The following is a 15,091-nucleotide window of genomic DNA, read 5'->3' on the forward strand; positions in this document are numbered from 1 at the left end:
CGGCTCCTCAGTCGAAGGTGGCGTCGATCAGGAGGTCGAGCGCGTCGGCGAGCTCGCGGAGACGATAGCTACGTCGGCCGGCGATGACGTGGCCGAACAGATTGACGAAGTGCAGCTCGCGGGTGGCGGTGTCGGCGACAGCGACGGTATGGACGTCGTGCGCGTCGATGTATTGCCAGCTGATGATGTAGTTGCGGCCGGCGACGTGCGCCTGCGCCCAGCGAAGGAGCAGCGCGCCGAGCGGGCCCTCTTCGGAGGCGCGGGGCGAGTAGGGGTCTGCCGGCACGATCGCGTCGACGGAATGGAATCCGACTGAGGAGCGGGTGATCTCGTAGCTGTCGAGCGGGATGTCGGTGAAGAGGTCGTTGTATCGGGTGCCGGTGTCGTCGGTGATGACGATGTTGTTGAGCGTGCTCATCGGTGTCTGGTCCTCTCGGTGTGTGGGTCAAGCGGCGCAGCTGGTGAGCTGCGCGCGGAGGGCGGTGTAGTCGGCCGGATTGACCGTCAGCTGGTACGCGGCGAGGACGTCGACGAAGCGGGATGCGTAGACGCATCCGTAGTCCGCGGCCGGGGGCATCCACTCGGCGGGCCCGCGGTCGCTCTTGGACTGATTGGCGCTGCCGTCCGTGGCCTGCAGGTTGAGCGGGTCGTTGGCGAAGTGTTCGCGCTGCGTCTCGTCCCATTCGTCGGCGCCCTGGCGCCATACCCAGGCGAGGGGCACGATGTGGTCGATCTGCACGAGCTCGCTGGTGCCCTGTCCGCGCTGGAAGGTGATCGTGAGCCCGGTGTACGGGTCGTGCAGCGTTCCGGTGAGGACGACGCAGTCGTGGGTGCCGGGCTTGGTGGTGATGTCCTCGAGCGCGGCCGCGAGCGCATCGTTGCGCTGGTCGCAGCCGTTGCGGTCGATGTCGGCCCAGCGTTGCCCGAAGGCGTCGCGCTGATAGGTGTCCTGATTGTCAGCCTCGGCGATGTCCAGCTGCTCGAGCTGCTCGAGGCTCGCGGTGGCTTCTGCCGTGAGGTCAGCCGATGGCGTTGCCGGCGGTGCGGCGGATGCGGGGGGTGGGGTCTCGATCGTCGCAGCGGGACTGCTGCTGGCGGCCTGCGTGGTGAGGGCGATCGCGCCGGCGAGCAGTGCGACGACCAGGGCGCCGGCGGCGGATGCGGTGCGGGTGGTGCGGCGGGTCATGGTGGTCCGTTCAGAGGAAGAGGATGGCGCCGAGGACGACGGCCGCGACGAGCGCGGCTGCACTGATGGCGAGGCTGGCGAGGAGTTTGAGGGTGCGCCGCACGGTGCGCTCGGCGCGCCGGATGGTGTCGAGGGTGACGAGGATGCCGACGAGACCACCACTGCCCAGCAGCAGGGGAGCGAAGTCGCGCGCGGTGCTGAGGGCGAGATCCATGGTTCCTCCGGGTGAGTGCGTCTAGGGGTATAGGCCGCGGTTGGGGGTGTTCGCGGACAGGGGTGATCCGGGGACGGGCATGGGCGGGCCCGTCCCCGGATCCGGCTACGCGGCCGTTTCCTGGCTCTCCTCGCCGAGCATGGCGTCGGCGATCGCGTTGACGGCGCGGAGGACGTTGCCGGCGACGCTGCGGATGAGGTCGACGTCGCCGCCGGCCCATCCCGCGACGTAACCGATCGACCACGCGCTGGTGTCGAGTCCGAGGAGTCCACCGGCGCAGTAGGCGACCGACTCGGCCTCGGTCTCGATCACGCCGCGGTGCTCGCGCGTGCTGCCCTCGTCGAAGTGCAGGAGTGCGTGGCCGATCTCGTGCAGGAGGGTCTTGACTCGCATGGCCGGCGCCATCTTCGCGTCGACGCGGATCTGTCGGGTGAGGCCATCGGTGTACCCGTTGAGTCCGTCCTGCTCGATGTCCTCGAGCGCGACGTTCCACCCCTGGCCGGTGATGTAGACGGCGAGCTGGTCGAACAGCCCGGCGACGTCGTCTCCCTCGAGGTAGACGGCGGGCTGCTCGGGAAGCGGCTCTCCCTCGGTGTCGGTGACGTCGAAGACGGAGAGTACGGGGTAGATCACCCGGCTGCTGGTGGACTCCTCGCCGGTGGTCTCGTCGACCTCGACGATGCGCTTGGTGGAGTAGCCGAAGATCTTGATCGACTTCGCGCCCTTGACGACGTGTCGGCCGAGGCTCTCCCACTGGCGGTAGCCGAGGCAGTAGGTGCCGCCCTGCGCGAGGATGAGCATCTGGTTGGAGAATGAGCGGCGCCGGACAATGCGGGCGAACCGCAGCCAGGCCTTCCAGTTCTCGCTCTCGGCGAGTGTGGTGACCTGGGCGGTGAGCTGGGCGTGTAGCGCTTCGGCTTGCGCGCGGCGCTCTTCCGGGGTGCGCCGGGTGGTGCTGGAACGGCGGGTCTTGGTGGGCATGGAGTCCTCCCTCAAAGTGGACAAGTAGTGAATGTGACATTCACTACTCTAAGGGGTGGGCGGACAATGCGTCAACACCGGTTCTGAGCGGGCCAGCGGGAGGCGGTCAGCCCTGCAGAATGTCGGTGGCCGACTTGGGGTACGCGGTGCGAGGCAGCGTGATCGGTATGCGCCGGCGCTGGGTGCTGCTGCCGAGCGGGAAGGCGTCTGGTGCAAGTACCTTCTTGCAGGGAGCACTATTCATCAGTTCTCACTTGCGGTGTAGCCGGATTCAGCAAGGCTTCGACGCGCAATCGTGAGAACCGTGCAGGAACGGTACGACGGGTAGACCGATGCCGCGTCAGGGCTGGCCGTTAACTCGAGACGTGTCCAGGGTTCCGCGTCATCACCGCTGCGAGAGAGAATTTCAACGCCGACGGCACTCGCTGTAGCAACAAGAGCTACGACTGACAGAGTCAGTCCTCGATGTCGCCTAGTTGTTCCCCGGCGAGAGCTCGTTGGACGAGCCGCGCATGTTCTGCGGACAACGGGAACTGGATCTCATCGCAGTCTGGAAAGTTCTCATCCCCAGCACTGACGCTCAGGAGGAAGTCGCCTCCGGGTTCTCGGAGCACGACGAGCATGCCGCTTGTCAGTGAAGGCTCTCCGTCGATTGTGCTCACTGGCCAGGTCAGCGCGATTCGAATGAGTTCGTCGCTCATCAAGATGAAGCTCGATTCTGGTTGCACTTGCTTGTTGAGCCAGGCTACCGAGCCGACCCACGAGCCAAGCGGGTCGCCGTGCGCCGATATGGTGCACACATGAAGCACCTGCACTACGGCTCGATCGTTATAGCCATCTCTGATCAGTTGGCCTCGACCTTTCAGACAGCAGCGCACGACTTCATGGCCGCGGGGCGCTCTGCAGTCTGGCCAGTCTCGGGCTACCGCGATGATCGGGATGAGATCTCGATTCAGCTGGCTGTTGGTCCTGGGATTGCGTTTGCGATCACCGACACTTGGCTCCCCGACGAGCGCGAGCCTTCACGACACGATGCGGACTCGATCGCATACATAGATGGCGAGCACGAAGCCCTCGAGAAGGAGCAGTTGAGCGAGGCGGTCCGGAACGTGCTGGTGTACGGCCGGTTCGACAGGCACTCAATGAAGGATGCCGGAAGCTGGCGGTTCAGCGGGCATCCAGCCGTTACCGACGCACACGATCCTCAATCCGCCGTGAACTCCCTAGGGCGTGTTGATTTAGTGCCGGGGTCGCTGGAGTCCAGTTAGTGCGCGTTGCCGAGTCCGCCAGTGAGGCGGCCGTGGAATCGGGCGGTGGCGTCGTTCATGCCGGTGAAGGTGACGGTCTTGCCGAGGTGTTCGTATTTGGTGTGGATGGCGTCGAGCGCGGCGACGGTGGATGCGTCCCAGACGTGGGAGCGGGTCAGGTCGACGACAACGCGGTCGGGGTCGTGGGTGTATTCGAACTGCGTGGTGAGGTCGTTGCTGGAGGCGAAGAACAGTTCTCCGTCGACGGTGTAACGGGCGGTGGGCTGGCCGTCTTGGTCGGTGATCTCGCGGGTGACGGTGGTGAAGTGCGCGACGCGGCGGGCGAAGAGGATCATCGCGGCGATGACGCCGACGCCGACGCCGATGGCGAGGTTGTGGGTCCACACGGTGATGCCGACGGTGACGACCATGACGAGGGTTTCGCTGAGCGGCATGCGCTTGAGGGTGGTGGGGCGGATGCTGTGCCAGTCGAACGTGGCGACGGAGACGACGATCATCACGGCGACGAGGGCGGCCATGGGGATGACGGCGACGATGTCGCCGAGCACAAGCACCAAGACGAGGAGGAACACGCCGGCGAGGAAGGTGGAGATGCGGGTGCGGGCTCCGGATGCCTTCACGTTGATCATCGTCTGCCCGATCATCGCGCAGCCGCCCATGCCACCGAACGCGCCGGAGAGGATGTTCGCCGCCCCCTGAGCCCACGCTTCGCGGGTCTTTCGGGAGTGGGTGTCGGTGATGTCATCGACCAGTTTCGCGGTCATGAGGGATTCGAGGAGCCCGACGATGGCCATCGCGGCGGCGAACGGGAAGATGATGCCGAGGGTGTCCAGGGTGAGCGGAACGTTCGGGATGAACAGTTCGGGCAGGCTCTGCGGGAGTTGGCCCTGATCGCCGACGGTGGGGACGCTGATACCGAACACGACAGCGGCGGCAGTGAGCAGAACGATCGCGACCAGCGGTGCCGGGACGACACGGGTCAGCAGCGGCATCAGATACATGATGAGCAGGCCCGCGACCACGAGCGGGTAGACCATCCAGGGCACCCCGAGCAGCTGCGGGATCTGCGAGATGAAGATGAGGATGGCGAGGGCGTTGACGAACCCGACCATGACGCTGCGGGGTATGAACCGCATTAGCTTCGCCACCCCGAGAAGTGCCAGCACGATCTGGATGAGCCCACCGAGGATCACGGTGGCGATGAAGTAGTCCATCCCGTACTCGCGGGCAACAGGGGCGATGACCAGCGCGATGGCGCCGGTTGCGGCGGTGATCATCGCGGGCCGGCCGCCGAGGAATGCGATGGCGACCGCCATCACGAACGACGAGAACAGCCCCACCCGGGGGTCGACCCCGGCGATGATCGAGAACGCGATCGCTTCGGGGATCAGCGCGATCGCGACGACCAGTCCGGCGAGGACTTCGCGGGTGAGAATGCGGGGGCTGCGCAGCGCTTGCAGAACGGTCGGTTCGATCCGGTAGCGGGCGGCGGGATCTTGCGTGGGCACGACGGCGGTCACGGTGCTCCTTCGTGGTCGGCGGGGATGTAAGCCCGCAGGAAGGCGCTCCGTTGCGCCGGGAAGTCTCAGAGATTCGGGAGAGGATGGATGCTGCACGACAGGGTGCGAGCGAACAACGAGACTCTAACGTAACGTGAGGGTTGAAGGAAATCGGGGATCATGACTGACGCGGCGATGCACATCGGTGAACTGGCCGAGCGCACTGGTCTGTCACTGCGCACCCTCCGCCATTACGACGAGATCGGTCTCGTCACTCCGTCCGGACGCACCGATGGCGGGTTCCGCCTCTACACCGCCGACGACGAGGCACGGGTGATGCTGATCCGCCGGATGAAACCCCTCGGCTACAGCCTCGACCAGATGCGTGAGCTGCTCGACCTCATCAATCTGGTCAACGCCAACCCGCGCGATCCGGAACTTGATGCTCGGTTTGAGAGTGTCCGGCAGGAGGCGCTCGAGCGGCGCGACCGTCTCAGAATCCAACTCGCCGCCGCCGAGGAGTTCGTCGCTCAACTTCACGCCCGCTCCACGAAGGTGTAAGCGGCTCACCCAAGTCCGCTCAGCGCGCGCCGGTCTTGACCCAGATTAAAGTTCCGGCGAGACAGATCGCGGCGCGGTAGTTGCGGGCGAGTTTGTCAGAGCGCATCGCGATCCCGCGCCACTGCTTGAGCCGGTTGAAGCACCGCTCAACCACGTTGCGCCCCTTGTAGCGAGCTTGCTGCTGGTCGCCGAAGTCGATCGGCCGACCCGGCCGCTTCCGGCGGTGCGCGATCTGGTCGTCACGCTCCGGGATGGTCGCAGCGATCCCGCGGCTGCGAAGCCAGGCGCGGTTCGCCTTCGAAGGGTAGCCCTTGTCGGCAAGTACCCGGTCCGGGCGGGTTCGGGGCCTACCCTTACCGGCGCGGGGCACGCGAATGTCTTCGAGGACCGCGGTCATCATCGTGGTGTCGTTGACGTTGCCGCCGGTGATCAGCATGCCCAACGGCCGGCCACGGCCATCGCAGACCATGTGCAGCTTGGTTGTCAGTCCGCCGCGAGAGCGTCCGATCCCGTGATCCGGCGGCTCGACCCACGGATTCCTGTCATTCGGTAGAGCCCCCTGTGTCCCGCTTCAGGGTCGCGCCGTGCTGATGCACACGCGCGATCGTGGAGTCGATCGAGACCACCCAGTCAATCTTCCCGGCGGCATCTGCCTGCCTCTGGACCTCCGCGAGCAGCTTCTCCCAGGTGCCGTCCGCGGCCCATCGGCTGAACCGCTTGTAAATGGAGTTCCACTTCCCATACTGCTCCGGCACGTCCCGCCAGGGAGCGCCGGTGCGGTACTTCCACGCCATTCCCTCGACAGCGAGCCGATGATTCGTCCACGGCCTCGACCGGCCCGTAACCGTCGGCATCAACGGCTCCATCACGGCCCACGCCTCGTCAGAGATCTCGTGTCGCATCACCGTTCAAGGCTCACCGAGACAAGGGCAGATGACTTGATCAACACGCCCTAAACCGCGAGGGAATCGATGTCGTCAGCGTGACTGAGAGCGGCGCCCCGGGCGACTCAGCTTGGTCGAACTTCTACATCCTCGGGCGGTATGTCGACACTCACCTGTGAGATGCAACCGGTGGCGGGCTGCCAGTGCTGCTTGAGCGCTCTTGCGGGGTCGTTTCGTAGCGTGTCAACATCGGTGGGAGCTGGGTCGTGGAGTGCTTCGGTCACGATGAGGACGCGGCGGGTGTCGGGCTGGATGGCTGCCGTCAGACCTCCCCGATACGTGTGACAGTAAGCCTGTCGAGAACGTCTTCCGGCCGTAACCGGTGCTGATCGAGCAACTTCACAACTCCATCGGTACGTTCGCTCGCCACTTTGATGTTCCGCAGTAGCTGCAGACCTTCCCAGAGCCGCTCGGTATCTGTCGCGAGTGCGCGGATGTCGTCGGGTGTCACGCGGTAGCTGTCTCCGCCGGCAACTGCGATCGCGTCCTTATGGACGAGCGTGCGCGGGGTGACCATAACCGCTGCGCTAATCTCGGGGACCGCGACCGCTCTGTCTTCCGCCACAAGTGCGAGGTGCCCGTTCACCTGCAGGGTGTCGGTCACACCAATAACGCCGTCGATCTTGTGTTCGCTCTTCGCCTCGACGCTGATCCACTGTGTCTCGTCCCAGCACCAAGCAGAATCGGTCCGCGAGTTCCCCTTCGGCTTGAACGCGTGCGCCCCTAGGAACAGCCCGAGCTGTGTGAGCGCGGGTTCGTAGGCCTTGTGGTCGATCTGCGAGAGGCCATCGAGCATGTTCTCGAACGCGGTCTTGAGCTTCGCGGGACTTCCCACCCCGTCTATATAGGTGCTGAGCCGTGATGCTGCACTCAGAAGCTGTGCGCTCGGGGCGAGAGCTTGCCGGCCTTGGAACGGAAGGAACGCTGCCATCCACGTAGCGGGCTTGGCGGCATCGACCGCCTGCGCGGCAAGCGCGTCCGCCCTGACGGCCAATTCTTCGTCGTTTGCATCGCGGGCGGCCTTATCGATGGTGACCGCGGCTCGGAACAGCAGCGTGGCTTGGTAGCCCCGCACCGCTGGATACGAGGTCAACGCGGTCGCCGCGAGGTGCAGCTTTTCGCTGGCCGCCTTCCAATCCGCGTTCCACATTCTCTCCATCGCTTCAACCTCGTGCTTCGCCGCCTCCGCGAGTCCGGGTGCCTCCGCGGGCTCATGCTGCACGGCAGCAGCCCTGATTCGCGCGAGCTCTTCCTCTGGGTCACTTCGCCACTGCTTGCCCTGCTCGAGGAACATCGCGACGTTCTCTCGAACGTCGTCGAGCGACGTATCGGACTGGTCCAGACCGAACTCGATTTCGGACTGCAAGTCAGGCGACAGTGTTGCGCGCATTTCTTCGCGGGAAAGGTAGGTGGTGGTCTCTTTATCGGCGACGATGACGAGTGCCCAGTCCCTTGGGCCGCGGGTGCACCGTCCGATGCCCTGAACCACGCGGCTCCGTACCCGTTCGGCTGAGACGGCGGCCGCGCGCGCACGGGAAGCGTAGAACCGCTCCTGGAGGTTGGTGACGCCGGGATATCCAGCCATCGTTACTGATCGGCAGGCCTTGCCGGGGAGATCGATGCCGTCGTAGCGGTTGGCGAGCAAAGCGACCGACTTGGTCGACGCGGCAAAGTCGTCGAGCGAATCCTCGACGTCGCTTTTTCGGAACACAGTCCAGTTCTTGGGCACGATCGTTGTGCTGGCGTTCTCCGCCTCCTTCTCGCTCGGGGTGATGACGATGGACTTCCCGACCGACTTGATGAGTTCTTTGGTGAGCTTGTCTGGATCCGCATTAGGAACCAAGTGCGGGAATACGAGGAAGCGACGTCCGGAGGTGGGGGTTGGTGCTCCCTCGGGGCGGTGCAAGCGTGCGACGGATGGCCTTCCGAAGGCGCGCTCCAACTCGCCAGAGGTTCCGAGCGTCGCCGAGAGGTAGACCCGTTGCGTTGCCGAGGCGAACAGCGAGTTCTCGAATGTTGGCGGGGTGACGGGTCGTGCTTCGATCTTCGACCAGGAGACGTAGAGCGTGCAGGCAGCGAGGTGGCCTCCTATTGCGTCGAAGGCGAATTTCTGTGCTGCTGCGAACCGATCGGAGCGGTCAACGCGCGCGAAGGCGCCGAGAGCACGTGCAAGTCCCGGCAGTGCGTCGTCGCGTTGGGCGAGGACGAGACCGTCAACAAGTTCACGGGTTCCTGCGCCGGGGGTGTTCCCGATGAGCTGCTGATACCGCTCCTGGGGGAGCATCGGTGCGACCGCTTCCAGCGCCTCGCTCCAAATCGACCCGTAGAGGTGGCGTGGTATTTCGACGGTGTACGCCTTTGACACGTACTGCTCGCCCGCGTGCGCGTCGTCGAACACGATGATGTCTGCCTCAATCAGCTTCGGAGACGTGTTGAAGATCGAGCTGTAGGGGACCACGGCCGTAGCCTTCGCACGCTCGTACTTGCTTTGAGCCGACGGATCCCACTGCTTCCAAGACCCCGAGAGATCGACGACGTCGATACCTTCCTTCTCCGCTGCCGCTACGACTTGACGCACGAGCTGCTTGGTTGGGCAGACGAAGATGGCGCGCCCCTTACCCTCGCGGCGCCGCCAGTCCGCGATAAGAAGGCCGGTCAACGTCTTCCCCGTACCAGTCGGCAGTTCGATCGCAAGATCCCGGGCACCCACGCGCTTCTCGGCATACTCGCGCAGCAGATCGACCTGCTGCGGCCATAGCGTGTCTGAGTTTTCCCCCGTCTTCCGCAGTAGCGGGAACAGCTTCTCCGGAGTTTCAGCGCGCAACTGCGTATCCGAGCGCTTCTTGATCGCCATCGTTCCCCCTAATTCGTCGGTGCCCCTGGGCGGAGCGTTCGTGCGCGACTGAGACCACCGCTCGAACAGCGTTCACGGTCTGGAACACTTGCTCCATGAGCACTGACAAGGAAGTCGTACCCATACTGGTCACGCTAGGACATCTCGGCGACGACAGCCTGCAGCTGCGTTTCCCGTCGGAGCACAGCGACGAGATCCTGAAGCTTCTCGACGAGCACGGTATCGACCACAACACAGCCATGGAGCATTCCTATGATCCGACTGATTGGATCGAAGTAGTCAAGGTGCTCGGCATAGCTGCCGGCAGCGCCGGCGGCCTGCACGGTCTGGCGAAGGTGATTACGGCGTTCGTTCGTCGTCACGATGGCAAGCGATTCATATTCACGAAGGACGGCGAATCCGTAGACGCTCAGGGCTACTCCCAGCGGACGGTAGAGGCCATGCTCCAGAAGATGCCACAGGAGCAGGCAGATCTGGACGCCGCCACCCGACGCGCGATGGGTATCGACGACGCTTAGAGCGGCACGGCACCGCTCCGAGCAAGTGCCATGGCCGCCCAATGGGACATTGAACTTGCCATGAAGTTCGGGCCTGGTCGTCTGGTGCAGTGCTCAATCGCAGTGAGCTTGAGGGCGCGGCCCGACCGTCTCGAGGCCGGGCTTGCGGAGTGCATAGCATCGGTGGCATGCCGGCATCTCGCAATCGCATCTCTGCCATCACGCGTCGAAAGCTGTTCGATTCGATCGCGCTGTCAGGGTTGGGTTGGTCGGGCCGTCTCCAGGAGCCGGACTTCCTTGGGCGCCTCTACGATCTGAGCAGCTTGCCGAGCGCGGATACGCGGTATCGCGATGCGCATGGAGACATCTGGCAGCACCGCGTGAACAACTACGACTGGGACGACGACTGGGTCTTCTCGGACAGTCGGTTCAACCTCGCGCATGGTGATGACGATGTAGTTCTCGCGTTCCTCGCCGAGATCTTGCATCCCCTCGTTCGTTCCGACGAATCGGAGGTCGCGGCGCTCCTCAAGGGCTTCAACGAGGCGCTGGCCCGCGACGGGTATGAACTGTATGCCTCCGATTGGATTAGCGGGCACGCTGTCTATGGCTGGCGGCGACTCGACGCGTTTCACGGCTCAGCGCCCGAGTTGCGTCTGAGCGAGCGGCCGCTCACGGATCCTGCGGTGCTTCAGGAGCATCTCACTCGGATCCGGGCCGGGCTGGTGGCTGACCCGGCGGCGGCGATCTCCTCGTGCAAGAACCTGCTCGAGAGCCTGTTCAAGATCATCCTGGACCGCAGTGGCGTGAGTTACGGCGGCAACGACGACGTGCCGCGCCTGTATCGCAAGGTCGCCGAGCTGCTAGCTCTGAATGCGGAAGCCGTCCCCGAGTCGGCTCGCGCCAGCCAGACCTCTCAGCAGATCCTCCGAACGCTCGTGACGACTGTGAGCTCACTTGCCGAGCTGCGCAACGAGCTCGGAATCGGACATGGGCAATCGTCTCGCAGCGCAGCGCTTGCTCGCCATGCCCGTCTCGCTCTGAACGCAACCGTGACAATCGCGGAGTTCGTCCTCGATACGTGGCAGGCGCGCATCGAGTCTGGCGCGTTGGAGCTCCCCAGCTGACTTGCGACCGCTTCGATCACATCCGGCGGATATTAGCGAGTGCCTCATCGAGGGTGTGGAGCGCGTGGAGGACTTGGATCGAGCGGCTGAAGATCAGGCTCTCAAACATGGCGTCGTCGGTCTTGGGCATGACGGAGCGAGAGACGACCCAGGCGGCCCCTGATTCGATGCCGACGTCGTCGCTGAACATGTGTGCGGCGACCTCGTTGCGGATCTTCACGAGCGTCTCTTTGAAGGAGCGGTCATCGGCTATGTCCCGGACGCTTGCCTTGTAGGTGTTCTGCCCCGCGGTGAGCCCCTCGATGTCGATGAAGTCAGCGAACCGACCGGTCTGCGTGCGTGCAGTGCGTTGCAGGTCTCCCAGGACCCTGTAGACGCCTTCGATGCTCTCGCGCAGGACGAGGGCGAGGAGCTTCTCGGTCGTGACCCGCGCAGCGGGGTCTGCGGCCATGGCGCGCAGCAGCACGCGCATGTCGACGTCGATCTGGACGATGAAGAACCGAGCGGCCGCGTATGCCTTGACTACCGCAGCCTCGTCGCCGGCGCCAGCAACGCTCTCGACGTCACGCGCCCGGTGCTCGAGGGCCTCGACAGCGAGCGGGATGGTGCGGTCGAAGCCAGCGACGCTGTCGGCGTTGGATGGCGGCTGGCTGGGGCTGCTCATCGTCTCAGCGTGCCACCGAATCGGCGGGGCCGGTGGACGTCGATCGAAAGTCATCTTAAAGTTAAGGCATGAGTGGGTTGTTGGTGCATGGGCCGCGGATGATCGGGGCGCGTCGGCAGTTGTCTATCCCGCGGCGCGTGCTGGTGTCGGCGGGGATCGAGGTGCCGGGTCGGGTGCGGTTCGAGGTGGCCGAGGGGGTGGTGTGTGTGCGTCGCGCGGAGGAGGGTGAGGAGGGTGCTCAGATGGTGTCGAAGGTGGGCCAGCTTGTGACTCCGCCGTGGGTGATGCAGACTCTCGGGGTTGGTGTGGGCGGTGCGATCTATGCTCGGCCGCGGGCTGACGCCGTTGTGGAGGTCCTAGCCGGGTCTCGTCTGCAATTTGAGCTGGAGGGGGCAGCATGAGCATCTCGATCGTGCTGCAGACCCCTCGTCGGACTGCTGCCGATCGCGCGTGGGGTGAGCCCGGGCTGCGGGATGCCGCGGCCGCTCACGCGACTACGACGCTGCTGCCGGGCGCGGCGGTGTTGCCGTTGACGACGTTCCTGGACGCGAACGTGTATCCGGTGGTCGTCTGGGACCGGCGCGCGCTGTCGTTGCGGCTGACCCGGATGGATGGCCCGGCGGTGTCGACGGATGCCGTGCGTGACCTGCTGGATGCGGGGTGCCCGACGGTGCTGCGGGTCGCGGCGATGGTCGGGGTGGGCGCGCCGACGCCGACGAGGCGGGCGTTGCGGCCGCTGCGGTCACTGGCGAGGACGATCGGGATGTTTCCCGTGTTCCCGCGCCGGTCGCCGCTGGTCGCGGAGGAGTTCGACGCGCAGGGGACGGCGCTGGTGGTGTGTGACGAGTCGAGCGTCGAGGTGCATGTGGGCGGCGATGCCGGCGTGCGGGCGGGCTCGGCGTTGAGCCCGTTGTGGCGTCGGGTGTATGAGGAGCGGTTGTTCGAGTGGGCGATCCGGTCGGATGCGCTGCCGTGCGCGTTACCGGCCGTCGAGGGCCTTCACCCAGGAGTCGAGTGAGCGGGCAGGCGCCCAGCGGACGTCTTCCATCTCGACCTGGATCTCGGAGTGCAGGGTCTGGGCGTTCATCGCCTTCTCGCGGAACGACTTGAGGTTCTCCTCGCGGGTTCCGGAGAGCAGGTTCGCCGCGAACGTGGCGATCGAGCCGATGCTGTGTTCGGGTGCGGTGTGCTCGGTGACGTGGTCGAAGACCGCGCCGCCTTCGCAGATGTTGCAGTCGCACCAGAAGTAGTCGGCGGGGACCTGCGCGGCGACCAGCGGGAGCCGCTCGAGCAGGTGGTAGGACATCAGCCGCGGGACCAGCACGGAGGTGCCGGGGCTGCGGCCGCCGCCCTTGGAGGGCCAGATGTGGCGGAGGGTGCTGCTGGTGCCGACCGCGCCGAACCGGGCGCCGGCGGCGACCGCGGCGACGGCGGAGAGGTCGGTGCGCAGCAGCGCGATGCTCACCTGTGAGCCGAGCACGTGCAGCAGGCCGCGGACGGTGTCGACGGCGCCGAACGGGTCGGTGCTGTGGCCCAGGGCGAGGGCGACGGGGACGCCGGCGCGGTCGATCGCGGTGCGCAGCTGGTCGGCGGAGTTCTTCAGGATGAGGGACTCGATGGGCAGCATCGTCATCACAGTCCCGGAAGCCTGGCTCGCGATGTCTGCGCCGCGGCCGAGCGCGAGGTCGACCTGGGCGATGTTCTCGAGGCTGATGTAGCCGGTGTCGGTGAGCGCGACCGGCGCGCCGTGGTCGAGTTGCCAGGTGACCCATTCGAGGCTGAGCGGTGCGTCGCCGGTGGCGCGGTTCTTGCCGGAGTAGCGGTTCGCGTCGAACAGGATGCGCGATTCGGGGCCGGCGATGGAGCGGTGGGTGGTGAGCAGCTTGTCGGCGGCGGCGGTCTTGTTGCCGCCGGCGACGGTGTAGAGGGCGGTGATGCCCGCGTTGCGGCTGAACGCGGCGATGCGGTCGACCTTGGACTGCGGTGCGTGGATGAGGATGGCGCTGTCGATGCCCGTCCCGGCGGGAACCGGGGCGGGATGGTGACCGGAGGGCGGGGCGAGGTCGGTCATGTTGCGGCTCCCAACGTGATCGGAACGAGGTTCTCGGGTTGAGGGTTCTCCCCGAGGTAGTGACGGCGGAAGCCGTCTTCGGTCATGCCCGCCAGCCGTGCGATATCGGCGACGCTCTGGTGGCGGATGTTCTTGTGGGCGTTGATGATCTGGGTGAGGGTGGACGGGGTCTCGACGGCGACGTCGCCGGGTTCGCTGTTGCGCCAGCCCATCTGGCCGAGGCGCATGTTGAACTCGCGGTATTGCCGGTCGGTGATGATCTCCAGGTCGTAGGCGCGGCGGATCAGCGCGCCGATCGACATGCCCCACTTCTCCTTCAGGGTCAGCAGCCGCCGGAACTCTCCGGTGCGCAGCCCTGCCAGGTCGGGGCGGATGCTGTCGGCGGGCGCGAGCAGCTCGCCGGCGAACTTGTTGGCCTGGTCCTCCTGCTCAGGGCCGGGGATGTCGTGCATCAGCAGGTGCCCGAGCTCGTGCGCGACCGTGAACCGGAGCCGGTCGGGGGCGAGGCCCTTGGTTACCAGCATCATCGGGAACCGGGACTGGTCGCCGGGCCAGGTGGAGACGGCGTCCTGCCCGGGGGTCGAGAGGGGGCGTTCGATCACGATGATGCCGGCGGACTCGACGATGCCGACGAGGTTGCGGATCGGCCCGTCGCCGAGGTCCCAGCGTTCCCGGAGCCGGCGAGCGACCTCGCGGGGATCGCCGTCCAGGTCGATCGGGTCACGGACCAGGGTGCGTTGCGGCTGCGGCGCGATCCCGGTGAGCAGGCCCTCCATCGTGAGCCTGGTCAGGTGCGTGAGCGCTTCGATGCGTCGCATCGTGCGAACCGTCATCGTGCTCGCCCGGCGGCGGTGGTGCAGGCAGCTGATCGCTAGGCCCGGGACGGTGGGCTGCTCCTCGAGGATCTCCGGCGGGCAGTCCAGCGCCTTCACGAGCGCGTCCCGGCGATCCGGGGTGAGCTCCAGCGCCCCGGTCTCCAGGCGGGAGATGACAGCCTGCGAGACCCCCGCCTCTCGCGCCAGCTCGGTCTGGTTCCAGCCCTTCGCCTCACGCAGCAGGGTGATCATCGAGATCGCCGCATCCGCCATCAGTCACCTCCGCCGACAAGGCTAGCATAAGAACTGCATTGTTTGCCGGGTACATGTGCCGCTTGGTCGAGCGGCGTGTCGCCAGATAGTGGGTTGTGGTGCGAGGGGCTCCCCTATGTGCGGGACGGATCGTTGGC

General features: G+C 65.7%; 16 protein-coding genes. 5 read left to right on the plus strand and 11 right to left on the minus strand.

The window, feature by feature from the left end; all coding sequences use genetic code 11:
* Window positions 1-7: 7 nt before the first annotated feature.
* The 5 genes from AB1285_RS21855 to AB1285_RS21875 form a co-directional block, all read right to left on the minus strand.
* Window positions 8-418, minus strand: coding sequence for a hypothetical protein (locus tag AB1285_RS21855; RefSeq protein WP_251448554.1), 411 nt, complete (start codon window positions 416-418; stop codon window positions 8-10).
* 27 nt (window positions 419-445) lie between these two features.
* Window positions 446-1,186 carry an HNH endonuclease family protein gene (locus AB1285_RS21860; RefSeq protein WP_193599307.1) on the minus strand — a complete coding sequence of 247 codons (741 nt, stop codon included), beginning with the start codon at window positions 1,184-1,186 and terminating at the stop codon, window positions 446-448.
* A 10-nt stretch (window positions 1,187-1,196) separates the two neighbouring features.
* The gene (locus tag AB1285_RS21865) at window positions 1,197-1,400 is read right to left on the minus strand and encodes a hypothetical protein (RefSeq protein WP_193599308.1); all 204 of its coding nucleotides are present in this window, start codon (window positions 1,398-1,400) and stop codon (window positions 1,197-1,199) included.
* A 105-nt stretch (window positions 1,401-1,505) separates the two neighbouring features.
* On the minus strand, window positions 1,506-2,381 hold the full coding sequence (locus tag AB1285_RS21870) for an ArdC-like ssDNA-binding domain-containing protein (RefSeq protein WP_193599309.1): 876 nt from the start codon (window positions 2,379-2,381) through the stop codon (window positions 1,506-1,508).
* A gap of 455 nt (window positions 2,382-2,836) precedes the next feature.
* Window positions 2,837-3,082, minus strand: a complete 246-nt coding sequence (locus AB1285_RS21875) for a hypothetical protein (protein WP_217585032.1) — start codon at window positions 3,080-3,082, stop codon at window positions 2,837-2,839.
* Between the two features lie 99 nt (window positions 3,083-3,181).
* On the opposite strand from AB1285_RS21875, the gene AB1285_RS21880 reads away from it, so the two are divergent.
* Complete coding sequence (locus AB1285_RS21880) at window positions 3,182-3,649, plus strand: hypothetical protein (protein WP_061682440.1); 468 nt, start codon at window positions 3,182-3,184, stop codon at window positions 3,647-3,649.
* Here the strand turns inward: AB1285_RS21880 and AB1285_RS21885 are convergent.
* Complete coding sequence (locus AB1285_RS21885; RefSeq protein ID WP_061682431.1) at window positions 3,646-5,169, minus strand: SulP family inorganic anion transporter; 1,524 nt, start codon at window positions 5,167-5,169, stop codon at window positions 3,646-3,648. The genes AB1285_RS21880 and AB1285_RS21885 overlap by 4 nt on opposite strands.
* 159 nt (window positions 5,170-5,328) lie before the next feature.
* On the opposite strand from AB1285_RS21885, the gene AB1285_RS21890 reads away from it, so the two are divergent.
* On the plus strand, window positions 5,329-5,709 hold the full coding sequence (locus AB1285_RS21890) for a MerR family transcriptional regulator (RefSeq protein ID WP_061682430.1): 381 nt from the start codon (window positions 5,329-5,331) through the stop codon (window positions 5,707-5,709).
* A gap of 19 nt (window positions 5,710-5,728) precedes the next feature.
* On the opposite strand, the gene AB1285_RS21895 is transcribed toward AB1285_RS21890, so the two are convergent.
* Together AB1285_RS21895 and AB1285_RS21900 are read right to left on the minus strand one after the other, a co-directional pair.
* Window positions 5,729-6,611, minus strand: a protein-coding gene (locus AB1285_RS21895; RefSeq protein ID WP_246367098.1) for an IS5 family transposase whose coding sequence is annotated in 2 segments (ribosomal slippage) — window positions 5,729-6,256 and window positions 6,258-6,611 — 882 coding nt in all. Because the reading frame shifts where the segments join, the coding sequence is not laid out codon by codon here.
* Between the two features lie 304 nt (window positions 6,612-6,915).
* Window positions 6,916-9,507: a DEAD/DEAH box helicase family protein gene (locus AB1285_RS21900; RefSeq protein ID WP_061682427.1), complete on the minus strand. Its 2,592-nt coding sequence runs from the start codon at window positions 9,505-9,507 to the stop codon at window positions 6,916-6,918.
* Window positions 9,508-9,602: 95 nt separating this feature from the next.
* On the opposite strand from AB1285_RS21900, the gene AB1285_RS21905 reads away from it, so the two are divergent.
* On the plus strand, window positions 9,603-10,025 hold the full coding sequence (locus tag AB1285_RS21905) for a hypothetical protein (protein ID WP_061682425.1): 423 nt from the start codon (window positions 9,603-9,605) through the stop codon (window positions 10,023-10,025).
* A gap of 167 nt (window positions 10,026-10,192) precedes the next feature.
* Entirely contained in the window at window positions 10,193-11,131 is a 939-nt protein-coding gene (locus AB1285_RS21910) for an abortive infection family protein (protein WP_061682422.1), read from the plus strand.
* A gap of 16 nt (window positions 11,132-11,147) precedes the next feature.
* On the opposite strand, the gene AB1285_RS21915 is transcribed toward AB1285_RS21910, so the two are convergent.
* Window positions 11,148-11,795 carry a hypothetical protein gene (locus AB1285_RS21915; RefSeq protein WP_251448559.1) on the minus strand — a complete coding sequence of 216 codons (648 nt, stop codon included), beginning with the start codon at window positions 11,793-11,795 and terminating at the stop codon, window positions 11,148-11,150.
* Window positions 11,796-12,192: 397 nt separating this feature from the next.
* Here AB1285_RS21915 and AB1285_RS21920 point away from each other — a divergent pair, with 397 nt between their 5' ends.
* Window positions 12,193-12,813, plus strand: coding sequence for a hypothetical protein (locus AB1285_RS21920; protein WP_061682416.1), 621 nt, complete (start codon window positions 12,193-12,195; stop codon window positions 12,811-12,813).
* Here the strand turns inward: AB1285_RS21920 and AB1285_RS21925 are convergent.
* Entirely contained in the window at window positions 12,775-13,866 is a 1,092-nt protein-coding gene (locus tag AB1285_RS21925; protein ID WP_061682415.1) for a hypothetical protein, read from the minus strand. The two genes, AB1285_RS21920 and AB1285_RS21925, sit on opposite strands and share 39 nt — an antisense overlap.
* On the minus strand, window positions 13,863-14,954 hold the full coding sequence (locus AB1285_RS21930; protein WP_061682412.1) for an XRE family transcriptional regulator: 1,092 nt from the start codon (window positions 14,952-14,954) through the stop codon (window positions 13,863-13,865). Before AB1285_RS21930 ends, AB1285_RS21925 begins: the two co-directional genes overlap by 4 nt.
* Window positions 14,955-15,091 lie beyond the last annotated feature (137 nt).

This window comes from Microbacterium sp. NRRL B-14842, assembly GCF_050470785.1.